The following is a 23582-nucleotide window of genomic DNA, read 5'->3' as shown; positions in this document are numbered from 1 at the left end:
CGCGTGCGTCACTTGTTGACGGTGAAGCCCTGCTCGTTGCCGTACTGCACGAGCTGGTCCTGCCAGGTGGCGAGACCCTCGTTCAGGTCGCCCTTGGAGGCGTAGGACTGGCCGACGGTGTCGCTGAAGATGCTGTTCGCGTACACCTGGAACGGCAGGTACTGCCATCCCTCGCGAACGTCGGATGCGGACTGCGCCAGCACCTTGTTGATCTCCTGGCCGCCGAAGTAGTCCGACGTCGCGTTCAGGAAGTCATCCGACTCGAGGTCGGCGGTGGTGGAGGGGAAGCCGCCGCTCGCCGCGAAGATGTCGATGCTCGCCTGGTCGTTGTTCAGCCACTTGAGGAACGCGGCGGCCAGCGCCGGGTTCTCGCTCTGCTTGGTGACCGCCTGGCCGCCGCCGCCGTTCTCCGCCGACACCGGGGTGCCGTCGTAGGTCGGCATGGGCGCGACGCGCCAGTCGCCGGCGGCATCCGGAACCGATGCCTCCAGGTTGCCGGGCATCCATGCGCCGATCACGAGAGTCGCGATCGATCCGTCGCCGAGGCCCTGGAACCACTCGTCGCTCCAGCTGGAGGCGTCCGAGAGCAGATCGCCGTCGACGAGCTGGTTCCACGTGTCGGCCCACTTCTGCGAGCCCTCGTCGGCCAGGTCGAGCGTCACGTTCGTGCCGTCGACCTGGAACGGCTGGCCGCCGGCCTGCCAGATCATGCTGGTCGCGAAGCCGGAGTCGCCGGTGTCGTTGGTGATCTTCTTCGTCGGGTCGGCGGCGGTCAGCTTCTTGGCTTCCGCGATGTACTCGTCCCAGGTGGTGGGGACGGTGAGGCCGTACTGGTCGAACACCGTCTTGTTGTAGAACAACGCCATGGGGCCCGAGTCCTGCGGCAGACCGTAGATCTTGCCGTCGAAGTCGACCGAGTTCCAGGTGGATGCCGTGTAGTCGCCCTCGAGGTCGCCGAAGCCGTACGGGGCCAGGTCGAGCAGGCCCTCGGTGAGGGCGAACTGCGGGAAGGCGTAGTACTCGACCTGCACCACGTCGGGCGCGCCCGAACCGGCCTTGATCGCGTTCTGGAGCTTGGTGTACTCCTCGGTGTTCGTTCCGGCGTTGACGACGTTGACCTTGACGTTCGGGTATTCCTTCTCGAACGCGGCGGCCTGGTCCTCGGCGGACGGGGTCCAGGACCAGTACGTGATCTCGCCGCCGGCCTCGAGGGCGGCGTCCAGATCGTCGGCCGAGCCGCTGCCCGCGGCGGGTCCGCCGGAGGAGCACGCGGCGAGCGAGCTGCCGGCGATGGCAGTCGCGGCCACGACGAATGCGATGCGACGCAGCGCCGAGCCCTTGCGCATGGGTGTCATGGGATTTCCTTCACTTCGTTGTTGTGGATGCCGGGGCGGGTGCCCCGGGTGTTGCAGGTTCCCGGGCGGATGCCCCGGGGTATTTCGGGTGCCGGGGCGGATGCTCCGGCTCTTCGGGTGCGGGGTGGGATGCCCCGGAGGGAGGAGACGAACGTGGTCAGGCAGTTCCCCTCGTCACTGCTTGACGCTTCCGGCGCTGAGTCCCGACTGCCAGAACCGCTGCAGCATGAGGAACGCGACGACGATGGGGATGATCGACAGGAGCGAGCCCGTGATCACCAGGTTGTAGATGGGCTGCGCGGCGGCGCCGGTGGCCTGCGCGTTCCACTGGTTGAGGCCGACCGTGAGCGGGTACCAGGCCGGATCGCTCAGCATGATGAGCGGCAGGAAGTAGTTGTTCCAGGTCGCGACGACCGCGAACAGCAGCACGGTCACGATGCCGGGGGTGAGCAGCTTCGCGGAGATGGTGAAGAAGGTGCGGAACTCGCCCGCGCCATCCATCCGCGCCGCTTCCAGCAGCTCGGTCGGGACGGCCTCGGTGGCGAACACCCACATCAGGTACAGGCCGAAGGGGCTGATCAGCGACGGGATGATGATGGCCCACGGGGTGTTCGTGAGGCCCAGCTGGCTGAACATCAGGAAGGTCGGAACGGCGAGGGCGGTGCCGGGCACCGCGACCGCGCCGATGACGACGGCGAAGACGGCTTTGCGTCCGCGGAAGTTGTACTTCGCGAGCCCGTACCCGGCGAGGGTCGCGAGCAGTGTCGCGCCGCCGGCGCCGACCACGACGTAGAGAAGGGTGTTGCCGAGCCAGCGGAGGAAGATGCCGTCGCGGTAGGTGAATGTCGCGACGATGTTGTCCCACAGCGAGAAGCTGTCGCCGAACCAGAGCCCGAAGGTCGTGAACAGGTCGGCCTGCGTCTTGGTCGCGTTGATCAGCAGCCAGAACAGCGGCAGCAGCGAGTAGATCAGGAACAGCGCGACCAGGATCGTGAGCACGACCGAGCGGCGCGGACGAGTGGAGGACGCTCGGACGTATCCGGGTGCCGACGAGCGACGGCGCCGCGTCGTGGGCGTCCGGTCGAGGGTGGGGGCGGTCATCGAATCTCCTGACGGGATCCACGCAGCTGCACGACGTAGGCGACGATCGCGGTGATGAGGCCCATGATGATCGCGACGGTGGCGGCGTAGTTGTACTGCTGGCCCGCGAACGAAAGGTTGTACGCGTACATGTTGGGCGTGAAGAACGTGGTGATCGTGTTCGGGGCGAGCGGCTTCAGGATGTTCGGCTCGTTGAAGAGCTGGAAGCTGCCGATGATCGAGAAGATCGTCGCGATCACGATGGATCCGCGGAGCGCGGGGAGCTTGATCGAGACGATCGTGCGCCAGGCGCCCGCGCCGTCGAGGGACGCGGCCTCGTACAGGTCGCCGGGGATGGTCTTCAGCGAGGAGTAGAAAATCAGCATGTTGTAGCCGATGAACTGCCACGTGACGATGTTGCCGATCGACAGCATCATCCATTCCGGCAGGAAGGGCTTGAGGTACTCGCCCCCGAGGAAGTCGTTGATGTTGCCGGCGAGACCGAATCGATCGCCGTAGATGTAGCCCCACATGAGCACCGCCACGACGGCCGGCACCGCGTACGGGAGGAAGATCACGATGCGGCTGAAGCCCGAGCCGAGGAGGCGGCCGCTATCGATCGCGAGCGCGGCGGCGAGGGCGAGCACCAGCATGATCGGCACCTGGATGAGCAGGAAGAGCAGAACGCGCAGGAATCCGTCCCAGAGCTTCGGGTCGCTGAACGCGGTGAGGTAGTTCTCGAACCCGACGAAGGCGTTGCCGCCGACGATCTGTTCGCGGAACAGGCTCAGGTAGAGCGAGTACGCGAGCGGGGCGAGGAACACGAGCGCGAAGACGATCGCGAACGGGGCCACGAACAGCCAGCCGCGCTCGTCGATCCGGAGCCGTCGCCGTCGGGGTGTGCGCACCGCGGGTGGGGGTGCTGCTGTGGTCGTCATCGTCCGAAGCCTTTTCTGTCATGCCGCTCCGCGGGTCGTTCCTGACCGATGCGGAGGATGTTGACGTAAACATAAACCGGTATGGATAACATGTCAACGTCAACATCGAGGGGATCCGGACATGGGCGAAGACGCAGCATCCGTGACCGCTGCGGCGCGCTCCCGACGACGCGAGACCTCGATGGCCGACGTCGCCGCCGAGGCCGGAGTCTCGGGCCAGACCGTGTCGCGGGTGGCGAACGGCCGCGCGAACGTCGACCCCGACACCCGCAAACGCGTGCTCGAAGCGATGGCCCGGCTCGGCTACCGGCCCAACAGCGCCGCGCGGGCGCTCCGCTCCGGACGCTTCCGCAGCATCGGCGTGATCATGTTCTCGCTCTCGAGCTACGGCAACACGCGCACGCTCGACGCCGTCGCGTCGGTCGCGGCGGATGCGGGCTACTCGCTGACCCTCATCACGGTCGAGTCCGCGACGCAGTCCGATGTGTCGGGGGCCTTCGTGCGCCTGGTCGAGCACGCGGTGGACGGCGTCGTCATCCTGATCGAGACGCACCGGCTGGGCGAGACCGAGCTCGCGCTGCCGACGGGACTTCCCGTGGTCGTCGTCGACTCGAACGCGGCGTACGCCTACCCGGTCGTCGACAACGATCAGGCGCAGGGTGCGCGACTCGCGACGGGCCATCTGCTCGATCTCGGGCACGAGACGGTCTGGCACGTGTCGGGCCCGCTGGAGTCCTACGCCGCCGAGCGACGCCGCGAGGCGTGGCGCGAAACGCTCGAGGCGCGCGGGGTGCGCGTGCCCGAGGTGGCCGTCGGGGACTGGACCGCGGACTCCGGGTACGAGATCGGCCGGCGGATCGCCGAAGATCGCGACATCACCGCCGTGTTCGTGGCGAACGATCAGATGGCGCTGGGTGTGATCCGGGCGCTGCACGAGGCGGGCCGCGCGGTTCCGGGCGAGGTCAGCGTCGTGGGGTTCGACGACACCGCCGACGCGGCGAACTTCTGGCCCCCGCTGACGACCGTGCGCCAGCATTTCGGACGCGTCGGTGCCGCCGCCATCCGGGCTCTCCTCGCCGAGATCGACGGCGAGGGCGCGGCGACCGAGCGGATGGTGATCCCGACCGAGCTCGTGGTCCGCGGCAGTTCGGCCGCCCCCGCCTGACCCGCCGCTCACTCCTCCGCGCCTGACCCGCCGCTGGCTCACGCCCTCGCGGGGAGCGGGCGAAAAGACCTTGTGCGCGGACTGTGTGTCGCCTATGGTCGGTGTTGACGTCAACATGTTTACGTCAACACGAGTGCCGCTCTGCGCGGGCGCTCTCTGCACCACACCGCCACACACTCCACGCCGCATCGCCGCGGCCGGAAGGAACGACGATGAAGTCCACCCGAATCCTGTCGCTACTGTGCGTCGGCGCACTCAGCGCCGGCGCGCTCGTCGCGGGAACGACGGCCGCGCCGCAGGCTGCGCACGCGGCCGCATCCGTCCGCATCACCCCGAATCCGTCGTACGCGTCGGATCCCTTCGAGGGGTGGGGCACGAGCCTGGTCTGGTTCGCGAACGCGACCGGTGGCTACCCGGCGGATGTGCGCCAGAAGCTGTTCGACGCGGTCTTCGGTGAAGAGGGGCTGAACCTCAACATTGCCCGCTACAACATCGGCGGCGGCAACGCGACCGATGTGCCGTCGTACCTGCGCCCGGGTGGCGCGGTGCCCGGATGGTGGAACCCCGACCTCGACGCGACGGATGCGGACGGCGACATCTCTGCGACGTTCGCCGACCGCGACCGGTACGCGGCCGCGTGGGACGCGGAGGACCCGGCGAGCTACGACCTCGACGCGGATGCGGCGCAGCGCTGGTGGATCGACGCGCTGAAAGACAAGGTCACCCACTGGGAGGCGTTCAGCAACTCGCCGCCGTACTTCCTCACCCAGAGCGGATTCGTCTCCGGCGGCGTGAACAACGCCACGAGCGAGCAGCTGGCGCCCGAAGACATGGCGGCGTTCGCCGGGTACCTCGTGAACGTCGTCGAGGAGCTCGAGAAGGATCACGGCATCCAGTTCGACACGCTCGATCCGTTCAACGAACCCAACACGAATTACTGGCAGACACGGATCCCTGCGGGTGCGACCTGGCCGACGAGCGCGAGCCGTCAGGAGGGCGCGCACATCGGGCCCTCGCGCCAGGACCAGATGATCCAGGTGCTCCGCGACCGCCTCGCCGCCCCCGGCACGGCCACCGACGTCAGCATCTCCGCGATGGACGAGACGAACCCGTCGATCTTCGTGCAGAACTGGAACGGCTGGAGCGACGAGTCGAAGGACGCGGTCGACCAGCTCAACGTGCACACGTACGGCACGGGCGACCGGATGGTCGCGCGCGACATCGCGAAAGCATCCGACAAGCCGCTGTGGATGAGCGAGGTCGAGGGCGACTGGGACGGCACGGGCTTCAACCAGACGAACATCGAGAACGGTCTCGGGATGGCCACGCGCATCGTCGACGACCTCCGCGAGCTCGAGCCGGCGGCATGGGTGTTCTGGCAGCCCGTCGAAGATCTCTACAACATGGAGAAGGTCGAAGACCTCAACTGGGGCAGCGTCTTCATCGACTTCGACTGCAACGCCGAGGGCGATTCGGAACGGCGCATCGCGGATGGCGACGCCGACCCGTCGTGCCAGGTGCTGACGAACGCGAAGTTCAACACCGTGCGCAACTTCACGCACTACATCGAGCCCGGCGACCACCTGATCCCGACGAACGACGCGCAGACGACCGCGGCTCTCACGGCCGAGGGCGACGGCGTCACCCTCGTTCACGTCAACAGTGAGGCGTCTGCGCGCACGGTCGAGCTCGACCTCTCGCAGTTCGGGCAGATCGCTCCCGGCGCGACCGTCACTCCCGTGGTGACCACCGAATCGTCGGCCGGCGACGTCACCGGCAACGCGCTCGTCGAGGGCGATGCGGTGCCGATCGACGCCGCATCCCGGTCGGCCGTCCTGACGGTTCCGGCGAAGTCCGTGACGACCTTCGTGGTCACGGGTGTGTCGGGCGTCTCCGCGGATGCGGTCGCGTTCGAGGACGGGGCGACCCTCCAGCTGCTCGGTGTGCAGAGCGGAAAGGCGCTCGCCGCGGATGCGGCCGGCCTCCGCATCCGGACGAGTGCGACCGACGCGACCACCGCGCCCGCGCAGACGTGGACCGTGCGGTCGCTCGGCGGCGAGGGCACGAACCGGCACCGCCTCGCGTTGCAGGCGGGTGACGGCCGGTTCCTCGCGGTGTCCGGTACCGGGACGACCCTGGTGACGGCGGATGCGGCGGCGGCCGCATCCGATCCCGCGCTGCAGTGGATTCCGTCGACCGCGGACGGTCGCACGTACTCGCTGCTCAGCGTCGCCGCGGAGCGCGTTCTCGATGTGAACGGGCAGGGCACGGCGGACGGCACGAGCGTCGGCACGTGGACCTCGAACAACGGCGCGAACCAGCGGTGGACGCCGGCCTCGACGGCGGTGCAGGGGGTCGCTCCGGTGACCGCCAGCACGGCGGTCGGTGAGGCTCCGGAGCTTCCCGGCACCGTAACGCTCCGCTACCGCGGGGGCGTCGAGCGCACCGCGGCCGTCGAATGGGATCTGTCGGGGGCCGATTGGTCGGTGCCCGGAACCGTCGAGGTGCCCGGATCGGGTACCGACGTGTTCGGCGCCCGCTTCGAGGGTGCGCTCGCGACGGTCGAGGTGGGCGCGTACACCGCGACCCGTCCCGTATCGCTGACGACCTACGCCGGCGCGGCGGTCGACCGGGTGCGCGCGGCGGCGCCGACCGCGGTTCCCGCGGAGGTGCGCCTGGGCGGTACCGCGTACGACACCCCGGTCGAGTGGGACTGGTCGGGGATCTCGGATGCGGACCTCGCCCAGCCGGGCACCGTCGTCGTGACGGGAACCGCCGCGGGACGAGGCACCGACACGTTGCCCGCCCGGCTCACGGTGATCGTCACCGAACCCAGCGAGCGCAACGTGGCTCCGCAGAGCAGGGCGACGGCCACGTTCACCGAGAGCTCGAGCTACGGCGTCGAACGCACGACGAACGGGGTCACCACCGACAAGGGCTGGTCGAACTGGCGCTCGGGCACGAAGAACGCGCAGGACACGTTGACCTACGCGCTCTCCGGCACCGAGCAGGTCGGGCACGTGCGCGTGTCCTTCTACCGCGATGGCGGGGCGACCTGGCCCGCGAGTCTTCGTGTCGAGCACCGCACGGCCGGCGGCGAGTGGGTCGCCGGAGAGTCCGTGGCCGTTCCCTTGCCCGACACGGGTGCACCGGTCGTCGACGTGCCGCTCGCCGGCGTCACCGCTGACGACGTGCGCGTCGTGCTGCAGGCGCGGCCGAACACGCACATGATCGTCTCCGAGGTGGAGATCTTCGGCCTCGCCGCGGCGCCCGCCGGGATCGCCGACCTCGCGCGCCTGTCGGTCGGCGGCACCGCCGTCGCGGCCTTCGATCCGGCGACCGAGCAGTACACCGTGCGCACCCAGGGTTCCGGCTGGCCGGTGCTGTCTGCGGTCGCCGTCGACTCCGACGCGACCGTGCAGATCGCGCAGCCGTCGGATGCATCCGCCACCGGCAGTGTGGACGTCACCGCCCCGAACGGCGCGACGCGAACCTACGCGGTCGCGATCGAGCGTCAGGTGACCCTCGGCGACGTGACGATCACGGGCACGCCCCGCGTCGGAGAGGTGCTGACCGCCAGCGTCACCACCGACCCGAGCGACGCGGAGGTCGCCTACACGTGGACCCGCGACGGCCGCGCGATCGGCGCGACCGGAGCGACGTACACGGCGACCACGGCCGACGTGGGCGCCGAGCTGCGCGCGGTGGCGACCGCATCCGCCTCCGGTTTCGTCGCCGGCGAGGGAACGTCGTCGCCGGTGATCGTCGAGACCGCGCCGGTCGAGCCGGGCGGGCCGGGCACGCCGGGTGGTCCCGGGACGCCGGGTACGCCGGGTACGCCGGGTGGGCCCGGTACGCCCGGGGGTCCGGGTGGTGGGCCCGGCACGCCGAGTGGTGCGATTGCGCCGCTCGAATCGGCGCTGACGCCCGCGCTGCAGGGTGGGATCACCGCTCCGGGTGCGGTCACGGCCGGTTCGTCGATCACGGTCGGGGTGGGCGCGGGCCGGGCGGGTGAGTCGGTGAGTGCGTGGTTGTTCTCGACGCCGACGCTGCTCGGGACGCGGACCGTCTCGTCGTCGGGTGACATCTCGGTGCGCGTTCCGGTGGAGACGCCGGTGGGCGCTCACCGTCTGGCGGTGACGGATGCGTCCGGTGCCTTGATCGGCTGGGTTCCGCTGGAGGTGCGCGCGGCATCTCCGCTGGCGGTCACCGGCGCCGAGCTCGGTCCGATCATCCCGATCGCCTACGGCGTGCTGCTGCTCGGTGGGTTGCTGTTCGCGGTCGGCGCGCGCCGCCGCCGCATCCGCCGCTCCCGCGCCTAACCGCCGCCCGGGCCAGATCGGCCGCGAGACGGGATCTTCGCGCCGAGACGGAGGGGTAACCCCACTGTCTCGGCGCGAAGATCCCGTTTCGGCGTCCTAGCGAGTTGCGGGCGGGGGCACGGGGGTTGGGCCGAGCGTGGGGCCGAGCGGGCGGGGGCACAGGGGTGGGGCCGAGCGGGGCGGACGCTGCTACGGTCGGGGCGTGCAGCGGACACGGTGGGCCATCCTCGGGCCGGGGCAGATCGGCGGATTCTTCGCCCGCGCGTTGCCGCGGAGCACCCATGGGGTGCTGCAGGCGGTCGGCAGCACCGATCCCGACCGCGCGCGCGCCTTCGCCGACGAATACGGCGCTCCGGTCGCCGGAACATACGCCGACGTGCTCGCCCGCGACGACGTCGACGCGGTCTACATCGCGACCGTGCACACGACGCACGCGGAGTTGTCGGTCGCCGCGCTCGAGTCGGGCAAAGCCGTGCTCTGCGAGAAGCCCGTGTCGCCGTCGCTCTCCGAGACCATGCGCGTCCTCGCGGCCGCAGCGGCGACCGGGCGCCCGTTCGTCGAGGCCTACAAGTACCGCTTCGGTCCCTTCGCGGCCGCGTTCGATGACGTCATCCGTTCGCGGCGGATCGGCGGGATGCGTGCGCTCGCCGCGTCGTTCGGGTTCGCGGCCGGCTCGCGCGAGGGTCGGCTGTTCGATCCGGCTGTTGCGGGTGGGGCGATCCTCGATGTGGGCGGCTATCCGATGTCGCTCGTGGTGGCCGTCGCCGCGGCGGCGGGGATCGACCTCGACGAGTTGCACATCGGCGAAGCGGATGGTGTCGTCGGCGCGGTCGACGAGACCGCTCGCGCGCGGGTCGTGGCCGGCACCTTCGTCGCCGACCTGCGGGCGTCGATCGTGGAGGATCTGCCGAAAATCGTGACGCTCGAGGGCGGTCTGGGCACGATCACCTCCGGCGACCTCTGGGGCAGTCGGCTCGAGTCGGGCCGCACCTTCGGCGTGCGGACCGAATCGCGCGCCGAGATCGTCACGGTGTCGACGCTCGATCCGTTCGCGGCGGAAGCGGATGCGGTCTCCGCCGCGATCGCCGACGGTCGCAGTGAGGCCCCGCAGATGCCGTGGGCGCAGTCGGTCGCGACGGCCCGCTTGCTCGCGGACTGGCGCGCGTCCCTCCGCCCCTGACCCCCGCCCGGGCCTCCCCGAGAGCTTCACTTGCCCCGAATACACGCTTTTCGGTGCCCAAAGCGTGCAAGTGAGGCAAGTGAACCGGGGTGAGGAGTCGCGAGAGAGCGAGCCCCCCCGCAGCGCGCCCCCCCGCAAGCGCGAGCCCCCCGAGCGCGAGCCCCCGCGGCGCGGTCAGGCGTCGCCGAGCGCCTCGGTGACGACCGCGCGGGCCGCGTCTTGCACCTGGCGGAGGTGTCCCTCGCCGCGGAGCGACTCGGCGTAGAGCTTGTAGACGTCTTCCGTGCCGGAGGGGCGCGCGGCGAACCACGCGTCGGCCGTGACCACCTTGAGGCCCCCGATCGGCGCGCCGTTGCCCGGCGCGTGCGACAGCTTGGCGATGATCTCGGAGCCGGCGAGCTCGGTCGCGGTGACCGCATCCGGCGACAGCTTTCCGAGTGCGGCCTTCTGCGCGGGAGTCGCCGGTGCGTCGACGCGCTGGTACACGGATGCCCCGTAGGTGTCCTCGAGCTCGGCGTACCGCTGCGACGGCGTCTTGCCGGTGACCGCGAGGATCTCGGCGGCGAGCAGGCACAGCAGGATGCCGTCCTTGTCGGTCGTCCACACCGAGCCGTCGAAGCGGAGGAACGACGCACCGGCCGACTCTTCGCCGCCGAAGGCCACGGACCCGTCGAGCAGCCCGGGAACGAACCACTTGAAGCCGACCGGCACCTCGTAGAGCGGGCGGCCGAGCGCTTCGACGACGCGGTCGATGATCATCGACGAGACGAGCGTCTTGCCCACTGCCGCATCCGCCGGCCACCCCTCGCGGTGCGAGAACAGGTAGTCGATGGCGACCGCGAGGTAGTGGTTCGGGTTCATGAGCCCGGCGTCGGGGGTGACGATGCCGTGCCGGTCGGCATCCGCGTCGTTGCCGGTGAGGATGTCGTACTCGTCACGGCGTGCGACCAGCGAGGCCATCGCGTTCGGCGACGACGGGTCCATCCGGATCTTCTCGTCCCAGTCGAGCGTCATGAAACGCCAGGTCGGGTCGACATCGGGGTTCACGACCGTGAGGTCGATGCCGTAGTGCTCGGCGATGAGGCCCCAGTACTCGACCGAGGCGCCACCGAGCGGGTCGGCGCCGATCCGGATGCCGGACTTCTTGATCGCGGCGATGTCGATGATCGAGTCGAGATCGCGGACGTACGCCTCGCGGAAGTCGTACTGACCGAGCGCGTCGGCGTCGATGTCGGCGTGCGGCGTGCGGCGGACGCCCTCGAGGCCGCCCGCGATCAGCTCGTTCGCCCGGTCGGCGATCCAGCTCGTCGCGTCGGTGTCGGCGGGGCCGCCGTGGGGCGGGTTGTACTTGAAGCCGCCGTCGCGAGGCGGGTTGTGGCTCGGCGTCACGACGATGCCGTCGCTCCGGCCGGGGTCGGCGGCGTCGCGGTCACGGTTGTAGTTCAGGATGGCGTGGCTGAGCGCCGGTGTCGGCACCCACGAATCGCGGGCGTCGACGCGCACATCAATGCCGTTCGCGACGAGCACCTCGATCGCGCTCCGCTCCGCCGGCAGCGACAGCCCGTGCGTGTCGCGCCCGAGGAACAGGGGACCGGCGATGCCCTGCGCGTTGCGGTAATCCACGATCGCCTGGGTCGTGGCGAGGATGTGGTCTTCGTTGAAGCTCGTCGACAGGCTGGAGCCGCGGTGGCCGCTCGTGCCGAATGCCACGCGCTGGGCGGGCACCGAGGGGTCGGGCTTGCGGTCGTAGTAGGCGGAGATCAGCTCGTCGACATCGATGAGGTCGGACGCGTCTGCGGGAGATCCAGCTCGGCTCATACGCTTAGTCTGCCGTGCGCGGGCGGCATCGGTCACGTCTTGCGTGACTTCGTTCGCTCACCGCGCCGGCCGGTGGGCCATACTCAGGGTGAACGTTGACCCGAGGGGGAGCGATGGCAGATGCGGTGCGCATCGCGATCGTGGATGACCACGAGCTGCTGGCCCTGGCCGTGCGGCACCTCGTCGACGGCGCGGACGGGCTCGTGTTCGCCCGCCACGCCCTCACGGTGCACGACCTGGTGCAGCCGATGCGGGATGCGGACGTCGTGCTGCTCGATCTCAGCCTCCGGGACGGCACCGATCCGGAGACGAACGTCGCGCGCATCCGGTCGTGGGGTGCGCGCGTGCTCGTGCTGACCTCCGGCGAAGACGCGTACCTGGTCCGTGCCGCCTCGCGCACCGACGTGCTCGGCATCCTCCGCAAGTCCGCCCCGCACGAGAGCATCGTCGCGGCGCTGCACGCCGCCGCGGAGGGCACGCACGTGCCGACGGCCGAATGGGCGTCGGCGCTCGACACCGATCCCCGCCTCGAAAGCGCCCCGCTGACGGTGCGCGAGCGCGAGGTGCTCGGGCTGTACGCCTCCGGGCTGGGCGCCCGGGAGGTCGCCGCGCGCCTCTTCATCAGCGAGAACACCGTCAACGACCACCTCCGCCGCATCCGTTCGATCTACCACCAGCTCGGCCGGCCCGCCACGACGAAGGTCGAGCTCTACCAGCGCGGCATCGAAGACGGGTTCGTGCCCGCTCCGCGCCGTGGCTGAAGCCGGGCCCGGCGAGCGTTCCGCGCGCCGAATCTTCGTGATCGCCGCCGCCGTCCTGATCGGGGCGATCGTCGCGGTCAACCTCACCTTCATCGCCGGCGGCGGGCAGCGCCCGTTCCCGCTCTGGTACTCGCTGCTCGCGGGTGCGGCGGCCGTACTCACCCTTCTGCCCGCGGTCGTCGTCCGCTGGCTGCCCGACCGGGCCGTGCGGGTGTGCGGGCTCGTCGCCGTGCTTCTGTATCTGTCGGTGCTGCTCGCCTTTCCCGTCGCCGCATCCGGGCACGGCGTCGGCCGGATCCCGTGGATCCTGACCGCGTCCAGTGCGGCGGTCGTGATGGCGCTCGTCGCGCAGGGGCGCACGCTGGCATGGGTGACGGTCGCGGCGGGAGCGGCCGCCGGCATCGTCTACCGCCCGCTGTTCGGCGGATTCGACATGGACGGTGTCGTCAACGACCTGCACGCCCTGCTGACCGGGGCGGTGATCTGCGTCGTCGGCGACCGCATCCTGTCGGTCGCGCGCGGTCTCGATCGGGCCGCGACCGAGACCGCCGCCGCGGCGGCCCGCGCGTCGGCGGAGCGGGGGCGGCTCGCTGCCCGTGCCCGGGCGAGTGCGCTCGTGCACGACGAGATCCTCGCGACGTTGAACGTCGCGGCGACCGACCTGCCCATTCCGCACGATCGGGTGGCCGAGCAGGCGCGACGTGCGGCCGCGGGCGTGACCCGGCTCGTCGATGAGGATGCCGACGAACGGCCGACGCTGCGGGCGGCTCTCTGGGCCGAAGCCGCGCAGCACGGCGCCGCGTTCCGCGAGGCGGGACGCACGGGATCCGAGATGCCGGCCGAGGTGCAGGAGCCGATCGTGGCGGCGGTGCGGCAGGCGTTGGGCAACAGCGTGCGGCACGCCGGTCCGGATGCGGCGCGCACCGTCGCGCTGGTCGTCTCCGACTCCGAGATCCATGTCGAGGTCGGAGACGACGGCGTCGGGTTCGACGTGTCGGCGATCCCGCACGACCGTCTCGGCATCCGGCAGAGCATCGTGGCGCGGATGGCGCGCGTGCCCGGCGGCAGCGGCGAGATCTTCTCGACCCCCGGCCGGGGCACCCGCGTGCGGCTGGCGGTGCAGCGGCCGGCCGTGGGCGGCGATCTCCGCGCCGACGGCCAGCGCGCGCTCCGTGCGGGACTCGGCGTGGTCGCCGTCATGTTCGTGATCGTCCAGGTCTTCTCGGCGGTCGCGGCGGTCGCGGCAGCCCCCTCGAGCGTGATCGTGCAGGCGGTCATTCTCGCGGCCGTGGTGTGGGCCGCCGAAACCCTCCGGCGTTCGCCGACTCTCGTTCCGTCCCGCGGCCGGGTCGCGGTGGTGGTCGCGACGGTCGTCGGAGCCGTGGCCGTCGGCCTCGCGTTCGTGCCCTTCACCTACGGCGCGACCTGGTTCGCGACCGCCGCCGCCTTCGTCCTCGTCGCGGTGGCCCTCCGCCGCCGTCCGCGGATCGCGCTCCTCGGCGCGGCGGTCGTCGTCACCGCGATCGTCGTCGCGGGGTTCGTCGCGCAGGCTCCTTCGGGCCAGGTGCTGCAGATGACGGTGCGACCGATCGCGATTGTGATCCTCGCGGCCGCGCTGCTCGGCGTTCTCGGACGGATGCAGGCCGACATCGCCGCGCTGCACGCCGAGGCCGTCGCGTCTATCGAGGCCGAGAGCTGGTCGCGCGCCGCGCGTGACGAACTCGCCGACCGCGTCGCGGACCTCGCTCGCACGGTCGTGCCGGTGCTGCAGCGGCTTGCGGACGGCCCGCCGCCGACCGCCGCGGACCGGCGCCGGTTCGCCGCGCAGGAGGGCGAACTGCGCGACAGTCTGCGGGCCGGACTGCTGGTGCGCGAGCCGCTGACCGCGGCCGCCGCCCAGGCCCGCGCGCGCGGAGTGGATGTCGTCCTTCTGGACGACAGCGATGTCGGGGCGGCGGACGCGATCGTGGATGCGGTCGCGGTCTGGATGGCGGCGCGCGTCGGTGAGGCGAGATTTCGCGCCGTGGGGCGGATGCTGCCGAGGTCGCGCGAGACCTGGGCGACGGTTGCCATCGATGAGCGATTCGCCGAGTTCGGGCCCGCGGACGCACCGGCCGCATCCGCTCACGGCGGAGTGATGAGCTTCCAGGGCGAGTAGTCGCGGTCGAGGACGGACCGGTCGGGCCGCTGACCCTGCGACCACCATCTGGCCTCGTAGCCGCTGCCGTCGAGCATCACACGGTCGCCCTGGTTGTACAGCGTCGACACCGACCAGTCCGGATAGGTGCCGGCCGGCAGCTGCGGCAACGTGAAGGGCGTGTCCGAGTCGAGGACGGGGCCGAGATAGCTCCACGCGGACCCGGCGACGTCGAGGGTCGGGTCATCAGGAGTCGGGCCGTCCTCGTTCCACCACTTCGACATGTAGACCGAACCGTTCCAGACGACCTTGACGGCAGACGAGTAGAACATCTGCGACGACCAGACCGGGTACGGGCTCGTTTTCGGGTCGTCGGCGATGACGTCGCCGTCGCCCTCGTCGAGGGCGCGTCCGCCGGGCGTCCCGGAGTAGCCGTCGTCGAGCAGGGCGGCGAAGCGCTCGCCGCCCTGCTCGATGCCGCTGCATCCGGTCGACACGACGGTCGGATGCGGGTAGTTCGACCCACAGGTTTGATCGCGGTTGAGTGACCACATCGACATGCGCGCCACCCCGTGCTCCTTCGCGAAGGCGTTCAGTGCGCGCGCGTCGTCGAGCGTGAACACCTCGCCGGCGACGTCGTTGCGGCCGATCATGGGCGTCGCGCCGATCAGCGACCAGACGCCGCCGGGCGGGAGGTCGACCGCGTGGCGATCCCACGCATCCGCCAGCTGAGGGGCGAGCGCGGTCAGCGCGTCGATGCTGAGCGCCGACATCGACGCGACCGTTCCGTCGGTTCCGTAATTCATGGTCATGCCGTTCACCCCGGCGACCTCGACCCCGGCCGAGAGTAACGCGTCGACCTGCTCGATGCCCTCGGGCGTCAACCCGTACGGCGCGATCGGCAGGGTGAGCCAGACGTCGAGCGGGCGGTCATCGGCGCGACGCTCCGCCTGGAGTGCGGCGACGGCGGCGGCGCGACGGGCGGTCGCGGCCGTATCGGCGAGCAGGTCGCCCTCGATGTCGAGGTCGATGACGTCGAGGCGATACCGGTCGAGCACCGTGCGGTACGCGCCCGCCAGCGATTCCGCATCCGCGCAGGCGGCGGCGAGTTCGGTGTTGATCGCACCGCCGAACGAGACCGCGACCGGTGTGCCCTCGCGGTGCATCCGCTCCACCCGCCGGTCGAGCTCGAAGAGTCTCGCCGCGTCGTCGAGCGTGTAGGCCTTGCCCCAGGTCGGCGTGCAGTCGTCGTCTCCTGCGGCCACCACGAAAGCGAGGACCGCGCCGCCCGTCGTCTGCTCGAGCGCGCTCCGAGCGAGCTGTTCGGCCGACTCCAGCGTCACGTCGTAGTAGCCGGCGAACCACTGCTGCGCGGCGGCCGCGCCGGAGATCGGCGGGGCCAGCTGGGGCATCACGACGGCCGCGAATACGGATGCGGACGCCACGATCATGCCCACGATGCTCGCCGCGAGACGCGGCAGCGAGAGGCGCCTGCCGGCGAACCGCGAGACGGTGGCGGGGCGGATGCGGCTCATCGGGCCACCTCCATCGCCTCGAGGGGGCCGTCGTCGATGATGCTCGCCCATCGGGCCGCGCCCGCGTGGGCCGGCGCCGGGGCCGCGTCGGCGGCGACCCAGATCCAGTTCAGCCATCCCCACCAGATGTCGGACAGCGTGTTCCGGATGCCGACGAGTCGCACGAGCGCCAGAGCGAGCGAGAGCGCGGTGATGCCCGCGAACACGGTCGTTCCCCAGGCTCCGTCGAGTGCGCCGCGCACCGCGATGACGGTGGCGCCGGCGGTGAGGAGCAGTGGCGCCACGAGCATCAGGGCCGGCGCCGACGTGCGGGTGTGCACCTTGGGGGTGCGGACGAACCGGGCTTTGCGGCCGGTCAGGGCCTGCCCGATCGACCCGATCGTGCCCGCGAGATTCACGGTCAGCAGCAGGAGATTGAGGCCGTAGACGCCGACGACGTCACGGCGTCGGTACCCGAGGTGATGCAGATCGGAGGCCATCTCGACGAAGTAGGGCAGCACGATCAGCAGCAGCAGCACCGTGACCAGCTGCCCGTCCAGCGGATACAGCGTGAGGATCGCGATCAGCCCGAGCGTGACCCAGGCGATCGAACCGAGGTAGTTGGCACGCAGCAGGCGCTCGGGGACCGACAGCGGGGTGCCCGCGCGGCGACGACGCTGGATCAGGTCGTGCAGTCGCGGCAGCACGAGCAGTCCGCCATCCGCCCAACGCCGGCGCTGGATCACGAGGGCACCGAAATCCGGAGGGGTGGCGCTGTAGCTGAGCCGCTCGGGGTAGTTGCGCAGCGACCAGCCGTGGATCGCGAGATCGAGGCTGGAGTCGGTGTCTTCTATCGCGGTGCGGTCGGAGATGAACCGGACGACCCGCATCCCGCGCTCCACGCTCTCGCGGCGCAGATCGGTGAGCGCTTCGCGGCGGAGGATCGCGTTCGCGCCCACCCAGAACGTCGCCCCGAACGCCGAGAGCCCCTGGTGCACGATGTGCTGCAGGTCGGTCGTCGCGCCCGCGAGGCGTTCGATCCGCGACGGGGCGCCGCGGTACGCGGAGTACGGGGTCTGCATGACCGCCACCCGCTCGTTGCCGGCCCGCTCGAGTTCGAGCACCAGTCGGAGGCAGTACTCCGGAAGCAGCATCGAATCGGCGTCGAGGGTCAGGATGTAGTCGCTCTCGGGCACGTCGATGATCTCGCCCGTCTCGTGCGCGGCGTCGCCGGCGGGGACGAGCGTTTCGGTGATCCCGTCGGAGACGACACGGTAGCGACCGCCGAGCAGCTGGAGGTAGCTGTTCAGGTTCATGGCCTTGTTGGGCTCGTGCGAGAGCGAGGCGAAGCGTTTCCGTTCGAAGACCGTCGCCTCGACCGAGAAGATCCGCACGATACGCAGCAGGAGCTGCTCCGCGCGCGCCCGGGGAAGCGGCGGCTCGCCCGCCTCGGCGGCCTCGTGCAGAGCCGTCGCCGTCGCGTCCAGGTCGGCCGCGAGACCGCGCAGGACCCGGTCGACGAAGAACGTCTCGACGTGCGTGCGCGGGGGTTCCGCATCCGCTCGCCCACGTAGCCAGGCCGCGGCGGCCGCGTGCTCGCGCATCACGATCTCGGTCGTGCGGGCGTCCAGGACCTCGCCGCGAAGCCGCTCGAGGGCGTACTCGGCGCGGGCGCGGGGCGGCGCGAAGTCCTGCACCAGTTCGGCGGTCAGGGCGCGGCTGCGGTCGAGGACCGCGCGCTCGTCGGCATCGCTCGGATGCGGATCGTCATCGAGCAGCAGCACGATCCGCAGCGCGCCGAACTCCTGCAGCGCGACCGACCACAGCGCCATCCGAACGAGGTCCGGATCCTCCGCCCGCGACGGCAGCAGCGCGGTCAGCGTGGGGGAGTGGTGCGCGAAGTGCGCGTCCAGGTCGACCCGGCGCACCCGGCGATGCGCCGCGAACCGCGGGAGCGCGGCCGCCCGGGCGAGCAGATACATGCAGGCCGAGAACGTGAGCAGCGTCACGGACAGCAGGAACGCGCTGGTCGAGAGCAGCTGCGCGGCATCCGAGAGCGCGCCGCCCCGGGCGAGCGTGACGATGACCGTGACGATGTACAGCATCCACAGCACGATGCACAGGCACACCGCGAGTCGAGCCCGCGCGATGCGGCCGGCGCTCGGGGCGGCGTGGAACACCGACGGCTGCGCGGCGTCTCTCGCGATGCGGCGGGCACGCCGCCCGGGGCGCCGGGGCGGCGCGGATGCGGCACGCGGCCGCCGGCGATCGTCGCGGCGGCGGTGCCGGGTGCGTGCGGGCGCGTTGAGGGTCATGGCGTTTCCTCCCCTGCCCGGCGCGCAGACGGGCTTCGGGTCGTCTGTGCGCGCGGCCGGCACGCAGCCGGGGGCATTCGATCGTCATCCTCTCGGCTCCGGCGCACGCGGCGTCGCCCGCCCGGCCACCGAGACTGGTGGTTTTCGGCCAGCGGGGGTTTGCGGACGCGGGCGGGGGCGGGGGTCTGCGGGTGTCGTGACGGCAGCCGCGCGGATGCATCGAACCTTCCAAGGCGGCGACGGCGCGCGACCGCCTAGGCTGGGTCGCTGTGACTACCGCATCCGTCCCGCCCCGCACCTACAGCTATCTGGGCCCCGCCGGGACGTTCACGGAAGCGGCCCTCGCGCAGGTGCCCGAAGCGCGCGGACAGGTGTGGCGCCCGGTGCGGAACGTCGCCGAAGCGCTCGCCGATGTCGTCGAGGGGCGTTCGGATGCCGCCATGATCGCGATCGAGAACTCGGTCGACGGCGGTGTCTCGACCGCGCAGGACGCGCTCGCGACCATGCCGGGTCTGCGGATCGTCGGCGAGTATCTCGTGCCGGTGAACTTCGTGCTCGTCGGTCGCCCCGGAACGACGCTGGCCGATGTGTCGCTGATCGCCGCGCACCCGGTCGCGTACGCGCAGTGCCTGCAGTGGCTGAGCCGCGAACTGCCGGCTCACGCCCACATTCCTGCCGCGAGCAACGTTGCGAGCGCGATCGGACTGATCGACGGCACGAGCGCTGCGGATGCGGCGATCTCCCCGCCCGGAATCCTCGAGCACCACGATCTCCACCTGCTCGCCGACGGCATCGGCGACAAGAAGGATGCGGTCACCCGCTTCGTGCTCGTGAGCCGCACGGTCGCCCCGCCGGCCCAGACCGGCGCCGACAAGACCTCGCTCATCGTGGAGCTGTCCGATGACCGCCCGGGCGCGCTGCTCGACATGCTCGAACAGTTCGCGACCCGCGGCATCAACCTGAGTCTGCTGGCCTCGCGCCCGATCGGCGACGCCCTCGGGCGCTACCGATTCGTCATCGACGCGGACGGTCACGTGCTCGACGAGCGGATGGCCGACGCGCTGCTCGGTCTTCGCCGCACGAGCCCGAAGGTCATCTTCCTCGGCTCGTATCCGCGGGCCGATCGCGCCATCATCCGCTATCCCGATCGCTACTCCGACGACATCTTCGTCGAAGCGCGCGACTGGCTGCGCGGGCTGCTGAGCGGCGAGCCCGAGGCCTGATCCCCCGGGCGTGCGCGAGCCCATTTCGCTCACGTGAGCCCACTTTGCTCACGTGAGCCCACTTTCGCTCACGTGTCGCAATCCGCTGGGCGCGCGCGCCGATTGCGCCACGTGAGCGCGAGTCGACATCGCTCACGTGTCGCAGTTCGCTGGCTGCGGCGACCGATTGCGCCACGTGAGCGCGAGGCTGCTTTGCTCACGTGTCGCATTCCGCTGGGTGCGGCGACCGATTGCGTCATGTGAGCGCGAGCCCGTTTTGCTCACGTGTCGCATTCCGTGGGGCGCGGCGACGGATTGCGACACGTGAGCGGCAGGAGGAAGCAGCGCGGACGGATGCGGAACGCGGACGCTACGCGGCGATTGCGCCCGACAGCAGCTCGAGTGTCTGCGCGCGCCCCGTGGCCGAGGTCATCGGCTCGTCCGCGTAGGCCCCGGCGACCGGTGAGATCATGACCTCGTCGACGCCATGGCGTGCGCTGAAGTCGCGGAGGGCGGTGGCGGCATCCGTCGGCGTCCCGAGGAACCACGACGAGCGTGCCCAGTCGGCGAACGGTGCGGCGAGGTTGTCGGATGCTTCCGCATCCCGCGCCTCCTCGACCGTCTCGAGCGCGACGAGCGGACGCCCGGTGCGCAGGCGCGCCATCATGCGCACCTGCGGCAGCGCGCGATCCCAGGCCTCCTCGGCCGTGGGTGAGACGACGGCGTTCGCCGTCACGAACGTGCGGGGTTCGGGGTGCGCCTCGCTCGGCCGGTACTTCCCTCGGTAGAGGGCGAGCGCCCGTTCGAGTCCTTCACCGGAGAAGTGGTTCGCGAAGACGTAGGGGAGCCCGGATGCGGCCGCCAACTGCGCGGAGTAGTCGCTCGAGCCGAGCAACCACACCTCGGGGGTGCCGGTCGCGGTGGGCGTCGCGCGCACGGTGTACGTGCCGCCCGACGTGAAGGACATGGTGGCACCCTCGGCGCTCGTGAGCGCGAGGATGTCGCGGACGTGATCGGGGAACCGGTCCACGTCGCTCGTCGTTCCGCTGCGGTGCAGCAACTGGGTGATGACCGGGTCGCTGCCCGGGGCGCGGCCGATACCGAGGTCGATGCGCCCGGGGGCAAGCGCCTCGAGCGCGGCGAACTGCTCCGCGACGATGAGCGGCGAGTGGTTCGGCAGCATCACGCCGCCCGACCCGACCCGGATGCGGCGCGTGCGTGCGGCCGCGGCGGCGATCATAACCGGCGGAGTCGTCGAGGCCACGGCGGGCATGTTGTGGTGTTCGGCGAACCAGTAGCGCGTGAGGCCGAGTTCGTCGGCGCGCTCGGCGAGGGCGAGCGACGAGGCGACCGCTTCGGCACTGGTCTGGCCGGTGCGCACGGGAACGAGGTCGAGGACAGACAGGGAAATGCTCATATCCCTCATGCCAACCCGCCCGCGGGCGCGCTCATTCCCCCCCGGCGCTCCGCAGTCGTCGGATCGGTGGGGCGGATGATGACGGATGCGGCACGTGGGGCGCTCGGTGTCGATCCGGTCCGACGACTCGCGACCGTGCCGCCTGGTGCGGGCCACCCGGGCGGTGATCGTGCCCCTCGCAGGACCACCGGCCGCCCCGGATCACCGGCAGCCCCGCCCCGGGTGAACCGGCCGCGCCTGCTTTCCGCGACCGCCGTCCGCCGGACCGGACGTCGATCAGCTCCGCAGTCGTCGGATCGGTGGGGCGGATGATGACGGATGCGGCACGTGGGGCGCTCGGTGTCGATCCGGTCCGACGACTCGCGGCCGCACCCACGATGCGCGGCCATCCCGCCCTCGGGAGTATCGCCACCGCCCCCGCCACACACAGAGCCCCGCCCCTGCCCCCTCCACCCACAGAGCCCCGGCCCAGCACCGCCCACGGCCCCCGCCCCGCTACACCAGCGCCGCCGCAGATGAAAGCGCACGAGGCCAGAATCCCGTGTGTCCATAGGCTGCTGTGAAGAGATGAATGGGGGAACGATGCGGAAGTCCGGTATCGCAGTGGCCGCGGTGACGATCGCGGGGGTCGCGTGGATGGGGTTCGCGCCCACATCCGTCGGCCTCTCGGCGGGGGTAGGGGCGATGGAGTGCCGTGCGGTTCTCGCGCCCATCGATGCGGCAGATCTGACCGACTCGCTGACCGATCAGCAGCAGGAGCGGAGCCAGGAGTGGCTGCTGCAGAACCTGTACATCGACGACATCTCTCAATCGCCGACCGCAGAGGATGCGGGCGAAGTCTTCGCGAATGTCCGCGCGCTGTGCAAGGACGCCCGCGACACCCGCTCTCTGTGGATGACTCTGACCGCGGTGTTCGGAACCGGACTTGCTCTCGCACTGACCCTCGTCCGCCGCACCGACACCGGCGCCGTCGTCCACACCGAGGAGGCCACCCGTGGCTGAGTACAGCGAGATTCCGGACCTGATCAAGGACTTCAAGCGCGCCGCGATCGACGCGTACATGCGCACCCTGCCGTACGCATGGTCGATCGAGGGCGACCACTACGAGATCAGCTCGAGCAGCACCAATACAAAGGTGACCCGCCCCGGCGCGGACGGCGAGGGCGGCGGCGACTGGTCGAGCAACAACTTCATCGCGAATATCTTCACCGGAGGTTCGAACGACGAGGAGTACGGCGGCGCGTTCGACAGCATCCGCTCCCGGATCGACTCCGCGATCGCGCCGTGGCTGACTCTTCCCGACCCCGCCGACATCACGCCGGAGGTCGAGGAGTGCCGCCAGGTGACCCGCAAGCTGTCGGGTGCGGCGGCGGCGTCGAGTGGCGGTCAGGTGGGCGCGGGCATCATCCCGGGGAACATTTCGCTCATCCTGGAGAACAGCGACGCGATGGCCGGTCACGCGATCGCGGCGTTCAAGTCGCAGTTCCTCGCGCAGCTGGGGCCGGTGATCGGAGGACACCACGGAATCTCCCTCGTGGTCGGCTCGGCGCTGGCGGCGGAGGAAGGGCTCTGGGGCGCGGCGCGCCAGGCGGTGGCGGATGCGGTCGCCGCCGGAGTCGCAGCCTCCTCCGCGCTCGCCGCGTCAGGGTCATCGGGGAGTCCCGAGGTGGTGCTGCAAGTCGCCGGCTGGGCGGCGAAGGGCGCCAAGATCTTCGTACCCGGCGCGGGTGCCGTGCTCGAAGTCGCGTCGCTCGGGATCGAGATCCTCGGTGAATCGACGGGCAAACCCGGCGATGACCCGAAGGTATCGGGCGCCGATGCGGAGGCCGTGCTGAGCGCGTTCGAATCCGCGCTGGAACGCATCAACTCCGACATCTCGACCGAGGAGACCCGGCTGCGGGACAACCTCTCGACGAACCTCGCGAACGTCCGTGCGGATCAGACGTCGTACGACCTGTCGGCCCCGCCGATCCGCAACGACCAGGCCGACACCACCGACGTCATCGCCTACCAGCCAGGCCTCATCACCGAGATCACGAAGACCTACCTCCCGGCGATCGCCACCGAGCTGACGAGTGTCGCCGGAACGGTAGCGGGCACGTCGATCGGTGGCGCGCGTCGTGACCCGTCGCTGGGGATCGGCGCCACGGGGCCGGGGGTGGAGTGGGCGGAGCTGTCGTTCCTGCTCCGTGAACTTCTCACCAACCTGTCCTGGGACGTCACGAAGGCGGCCACGAACCTGGATCTCGTGCTGCAGGATCTGCAGGCGCACGAGGAACGGATCACTCAGGAGATCGAGAAGGTGCTCGCCGATCTCGACGCGGGCAACCCGACCGACCCCTGGAACTGAGCGACGCCGACCGCCGACTCCGCCGTGC

General features: G+C 70.7%; 15 protein-coding genes. 8 read left to right on the top strand and 7 right to left on the bottom strand.

The annotated features are described in order from the left end of the window. Positions 1 to 8: 8 nt before the first annotated feature. The 3 genes from LQ938_RS13480 to LQ938_RS13470 all read right to left on the bottom strand — a co-directional run bounded on the left by LQ938_RS13480 (position 9) and on the right by LQ938_RS13470 (position 3373). Complete coding sequence (locus LQ938_RS13480; RefSeq protein WP_308015772.1) at positions 9 to 1355, bottom strand: ABC transporter substrate-binding protein; 1347 nt, start codon at positions 1353 to 1355, stop codon at positions 9 to 11. Positions 1356 to 1529: 174 nt separating this feature from the next. Then, positions 1530 to 2456 (bottom strand): carbohydrate ABC transporter permease, encoded by a 927-nt coding sequence (locus tag LQ938_RS13475; protein WP_223722554.1) that lies wholly within the window; start codon positions 2454 to 2456, stop codon positions 1530 to 1532. Beyond that, entirely contained in the window at positions 2453 to 3373 is a 921-nt protein-coding gene (locus LQ938_RS13470) for a carbohydrate ABC transporter permease (protein ID WP_223722555.1), read from the bottom strand. Before LQ938_RS13470 ends, LQ938_RS13475 begins: the two co-directional genes overlap by 4 nt. A 121-nt stretch (positions 3374 to 3494) precedes the next feature. Here LQ938_RS13470 and LQ938_RS13465 point away from each other — a divergent pair, with 121 nt between their 5' ends. The 3 genes from LQ938_RS13465 (at position 3495) to LQ938_RS13455 (ending at position 10040) form a co-directional block, all read left to right on the top strand. Next, a complete protein-coding gene (locus tag LQ938_RS13465; RefSeq protein ID WP_223722556.1) occupies positions 3495 to 4538 on the top strand; it encodes a LacI family DNA-binding transcriptional regulator in 1044 nt (347 codons plus the stop codon). Between the two features lie 212 nt (positions 4539 to 4750). Next, entirely contained in the window at positions 4751 to 8860 is a 4110-nt protein-coding gene (locus tag LQ938_RS13460; RefSeq protein ID WP_223722557.1) for an RICIN domain-containing protein, read from the top strand. 202 nt (positions 8861 to 9062) lie between these two features. Next, on the top strand, positions 9063 to 10040 hold the full coding sequence (locus LQ938_RS13455) for a Gfo/Idh/MocA family protein (protein WP_223722558.1): 978 nt from the start codon (positions 9063 to 9065) through the stop codon (positions 10038 to 10040). A gap of 174 nt (positions 10041 to 10214) precedes the next feature. On the opposite strand, the gene pgm is transcribed toward LQ938_RS13455, so the two are convergent. After that, entirely contained in the window at positions 10215 to 11858 is a 1644-nt protein-coding gene (gene pgm, locus LQ938_RS13450; protein ID WP_223722559.1) for a phosphoglucomutase (alpha-D-glucose-1,6-bisphosphate-dependent), read from the bottom strand. Positions 11859 to 11971: 113 nt separating this feature from the next. On the opposite strand from pgm, the gene LQ938_RS13445 reads away from it, so the two are divergent. Together LQ938_RS13445 and LQ938_RS13440 are read left to right on the top strand one after the other, a co-directional pair. Beyond that, complete coding sequence (locus tag LQ938_RS13445) at positions 11972 to 12619, top strand: LuxR C-terminal-related transcriptional regulator (RefSeq protein WP_223722560.1); 648 nt, start codon at positions 11972 to 11974, stop codon at positions 12617 to 12619. Beyond that, on the top strand, positions 12612 to 14777 hold the full coding sequence (locus LQ938_RS13440; RefSeq protein WP_223722561.1) for a sensor histidine kinase: 2166 nt from the start codon (positions 12612 to 12614) through the stop codon (positions 14775 to 14777). The genes LQ938_RS13445 and LQ938_RS13440 overlap by 8 nt, the downstream gene beginning before the upstream one ends. On the opposite strand, the gene LQ938_RS13435 is transcribed toward LQ938_RS13440, so the two are convergent. Both LQ938_RS13435 and LQ938_RS13430 read right to left on the bottom strand, forming a co-directional pair. After that, positions 14744 to 16291 carry a chitinase gene (locus LQ938_RS13435; RefSeq protein ID WP_223722562.1) on the bottom strand — a complete coding sequence of 516 codons (1548 nt, stop codon included), beginning with the start codon at positions 16289 to 16291 and terminating at the stop codon, positions 14744 to 14746. The two genes, LQ938_RS13440 and LQ938_RS13435, sit on opposite strands and share 34 nt — an antisense overlap. Further along, a complete protein-coding gene (locus tag LQ938_RS13430; RefSeq protein ID WP_223722563.1) occupies positions 16288 to 18585 on the bottom strand; it encodes a glycosyltransferase family 2 protein in 2298 nt (765 codons plus the stop codon). The genes LQ938_RS13435 and LQ938_RS13430 overlap by 4 nt, the downstream gene beginning before the upstream one ends. A 269-nt stretch (positions 18586 to 18854) precedes the next feature. Here LQ938_RS13430 and pheA point away from each other — a divergent pair, with 269 nt between their 5' ends. Then, entirely contained in the window at positions 18855 to 19808 is a 954-nt protein-coding gene (gene pheA, locus LQ938_RS13425) for a prephenate dehydratase (protein ID WP_223722564.1), read from the top strand. Between the two features lie 349 nt (positions 19809 to 20157). Here the strand turns inward: pheA and LQ938_RS13420 are convergent, their stop codons facing one another. After that, positions 20158 to 21204, bottom strand: a complete 1047-nt coding sequence (locus LQ938_RS13420; protein ID WP_374197478.1) for an LLM class flavin-dependent oxidoreductase — start codon at positions 21202 to 21204, stop codon at positions 20158 to 20160. A 582-nt stretch (positions 21205 to 21786) separates the two neighbouring features. On the opposite strand from LQ938_RS13420, the gene LQ938_RS13415 reads away from it, so the two are divergent. Together LQ938_RS13415 and LQ938_RS13410 are read left to right on the top strand one after the other, a co-directional pair. After that, the gene (locus LQ938_RS13415) at positions 21787 to 22206 is read left to right on the top strand and encodes a hypothetical protein (protein WP_223722566.1); all 420 of its coding nucleotides are present in this window, start codon (positions 21787 to 21789) and stop codon (positions 22204 to 22206) included. Continuing rightward, the gene (locus tag LQ938_RS13410; protein ID WP_223722567.1) at positions 22199 to 23554 is read left to right on the top strand and encodes a hypothetical protein; all 1356 of its coding nucleotides are present in this window, start codon (positions 22199 to 22201) and stop codon (positions 23552 to 23554) included. The genes LQ938_RS13415 and LQ938_RS13410 overlap by 8 nt, the downstream gene beginning before the upstream one ends. The last annotated feature ends 28 nt before the right edge of the window (positions 23555 to 23582 follow it).

The organism is Microbacterium sp. cx-55 (assembly GCF_021117345.1).
Classification (GTDB): domain Bacteria; phylum Actinomycetota; class Actinomycetes; order Actinomycetales; family Microbacteriaceae; genus Microbacterium.
The sequence above is the reverse complement of the archived record's forward strand: the minus strand, read 5'-3'. Positions and strand labels throughout refer to the sequence as shown.

What these genes read in the sequence shown, in the direction of transcription:
- LQ938_RS13480 (WP_308015772.1), bottom strand. Translation starts at nt 1,355, where the DNA reads ATGACACCCATGCGCAAGGGCTCGGCGCTGCGTCGCATCGCATTCGTC.
- LQ938_RS13475 (WP_223722554.1), bottom strand. Translation starts at nt 2,456, where the DNA reads ATGACCGCCCCCACCCTCGACCGGACGCCCACGACGCGGCGCCGTCGC.
- LQ938_RS13470 (WP_223722555.1), bottom strand. Translation starts at nt 3,373, where the DNA reads ATGACGACCACAGCAGCACCCCCACCCGCGGTGCGCACACCCCGACGG.
- LQ938_RS13465 (WP_223722556.1), top strand. Translation starts at nt 3,495, where the DNA reads ATGGGCGAAGACGCAGCATCCGTGACCGCTGCGGCGCGCTCCCGACGA.
- LQ938_RS13460 (WP_223722557.1), top strand. Translation starts at nt 4,751, where the DNA reads ATGAAGTCCACCCGAATCCTGTCGCTACTGTGCGTCGGCGCACTCAGC.
- pgm (WP_223722559.1), bottom strand. Translation starts at nt 11,858, where the DNA reads ATGAGCCGAGCTGGATCTCCCGCAGACGCGTCCGACCTCATCGATGTC.
- LQ938_RS13445 (WP_223722560.1), top strand. Translation starts at nt 11,972, where the DNA reads ATGGCAGATGCGGTGCGCATCGCGATCGTGGATGACCACGAGCTGCTG.
- LQ938_RS13435 (WP_223722562.1), bottom strand. Translation starts at nt 16,291, where the DNA reads ATGAGCCGCATCCGCCCCGCCACCGTCTCGCGGTTCGCCGGCAGGCGC.
- LQ938_RS13430 (WP_223722563.1), bottom strand. Translation starts at nt 18,585, where the DNA reads ATGACCCTCAACGCGCCCGCACGCACCCGGCACCGCCGCCGCGACGAT.
- LQ938_RS13420 (WP_374197478.1), bottom strand. Translation starts at nt 21,204, where the DNA reads ATGAGCATTTCCCTGTCTGTCCTCGACCTCGTTCCCGTGCGCACCGGC.
- LQ938_RS13415 (WP_223722566.1), top strand. Translation starts at nt 21,787, where the DNA reads ATGCGGAAGTCCGGTATCGCAGTGGCCGCGGTGACGATCGCGGGGGTC.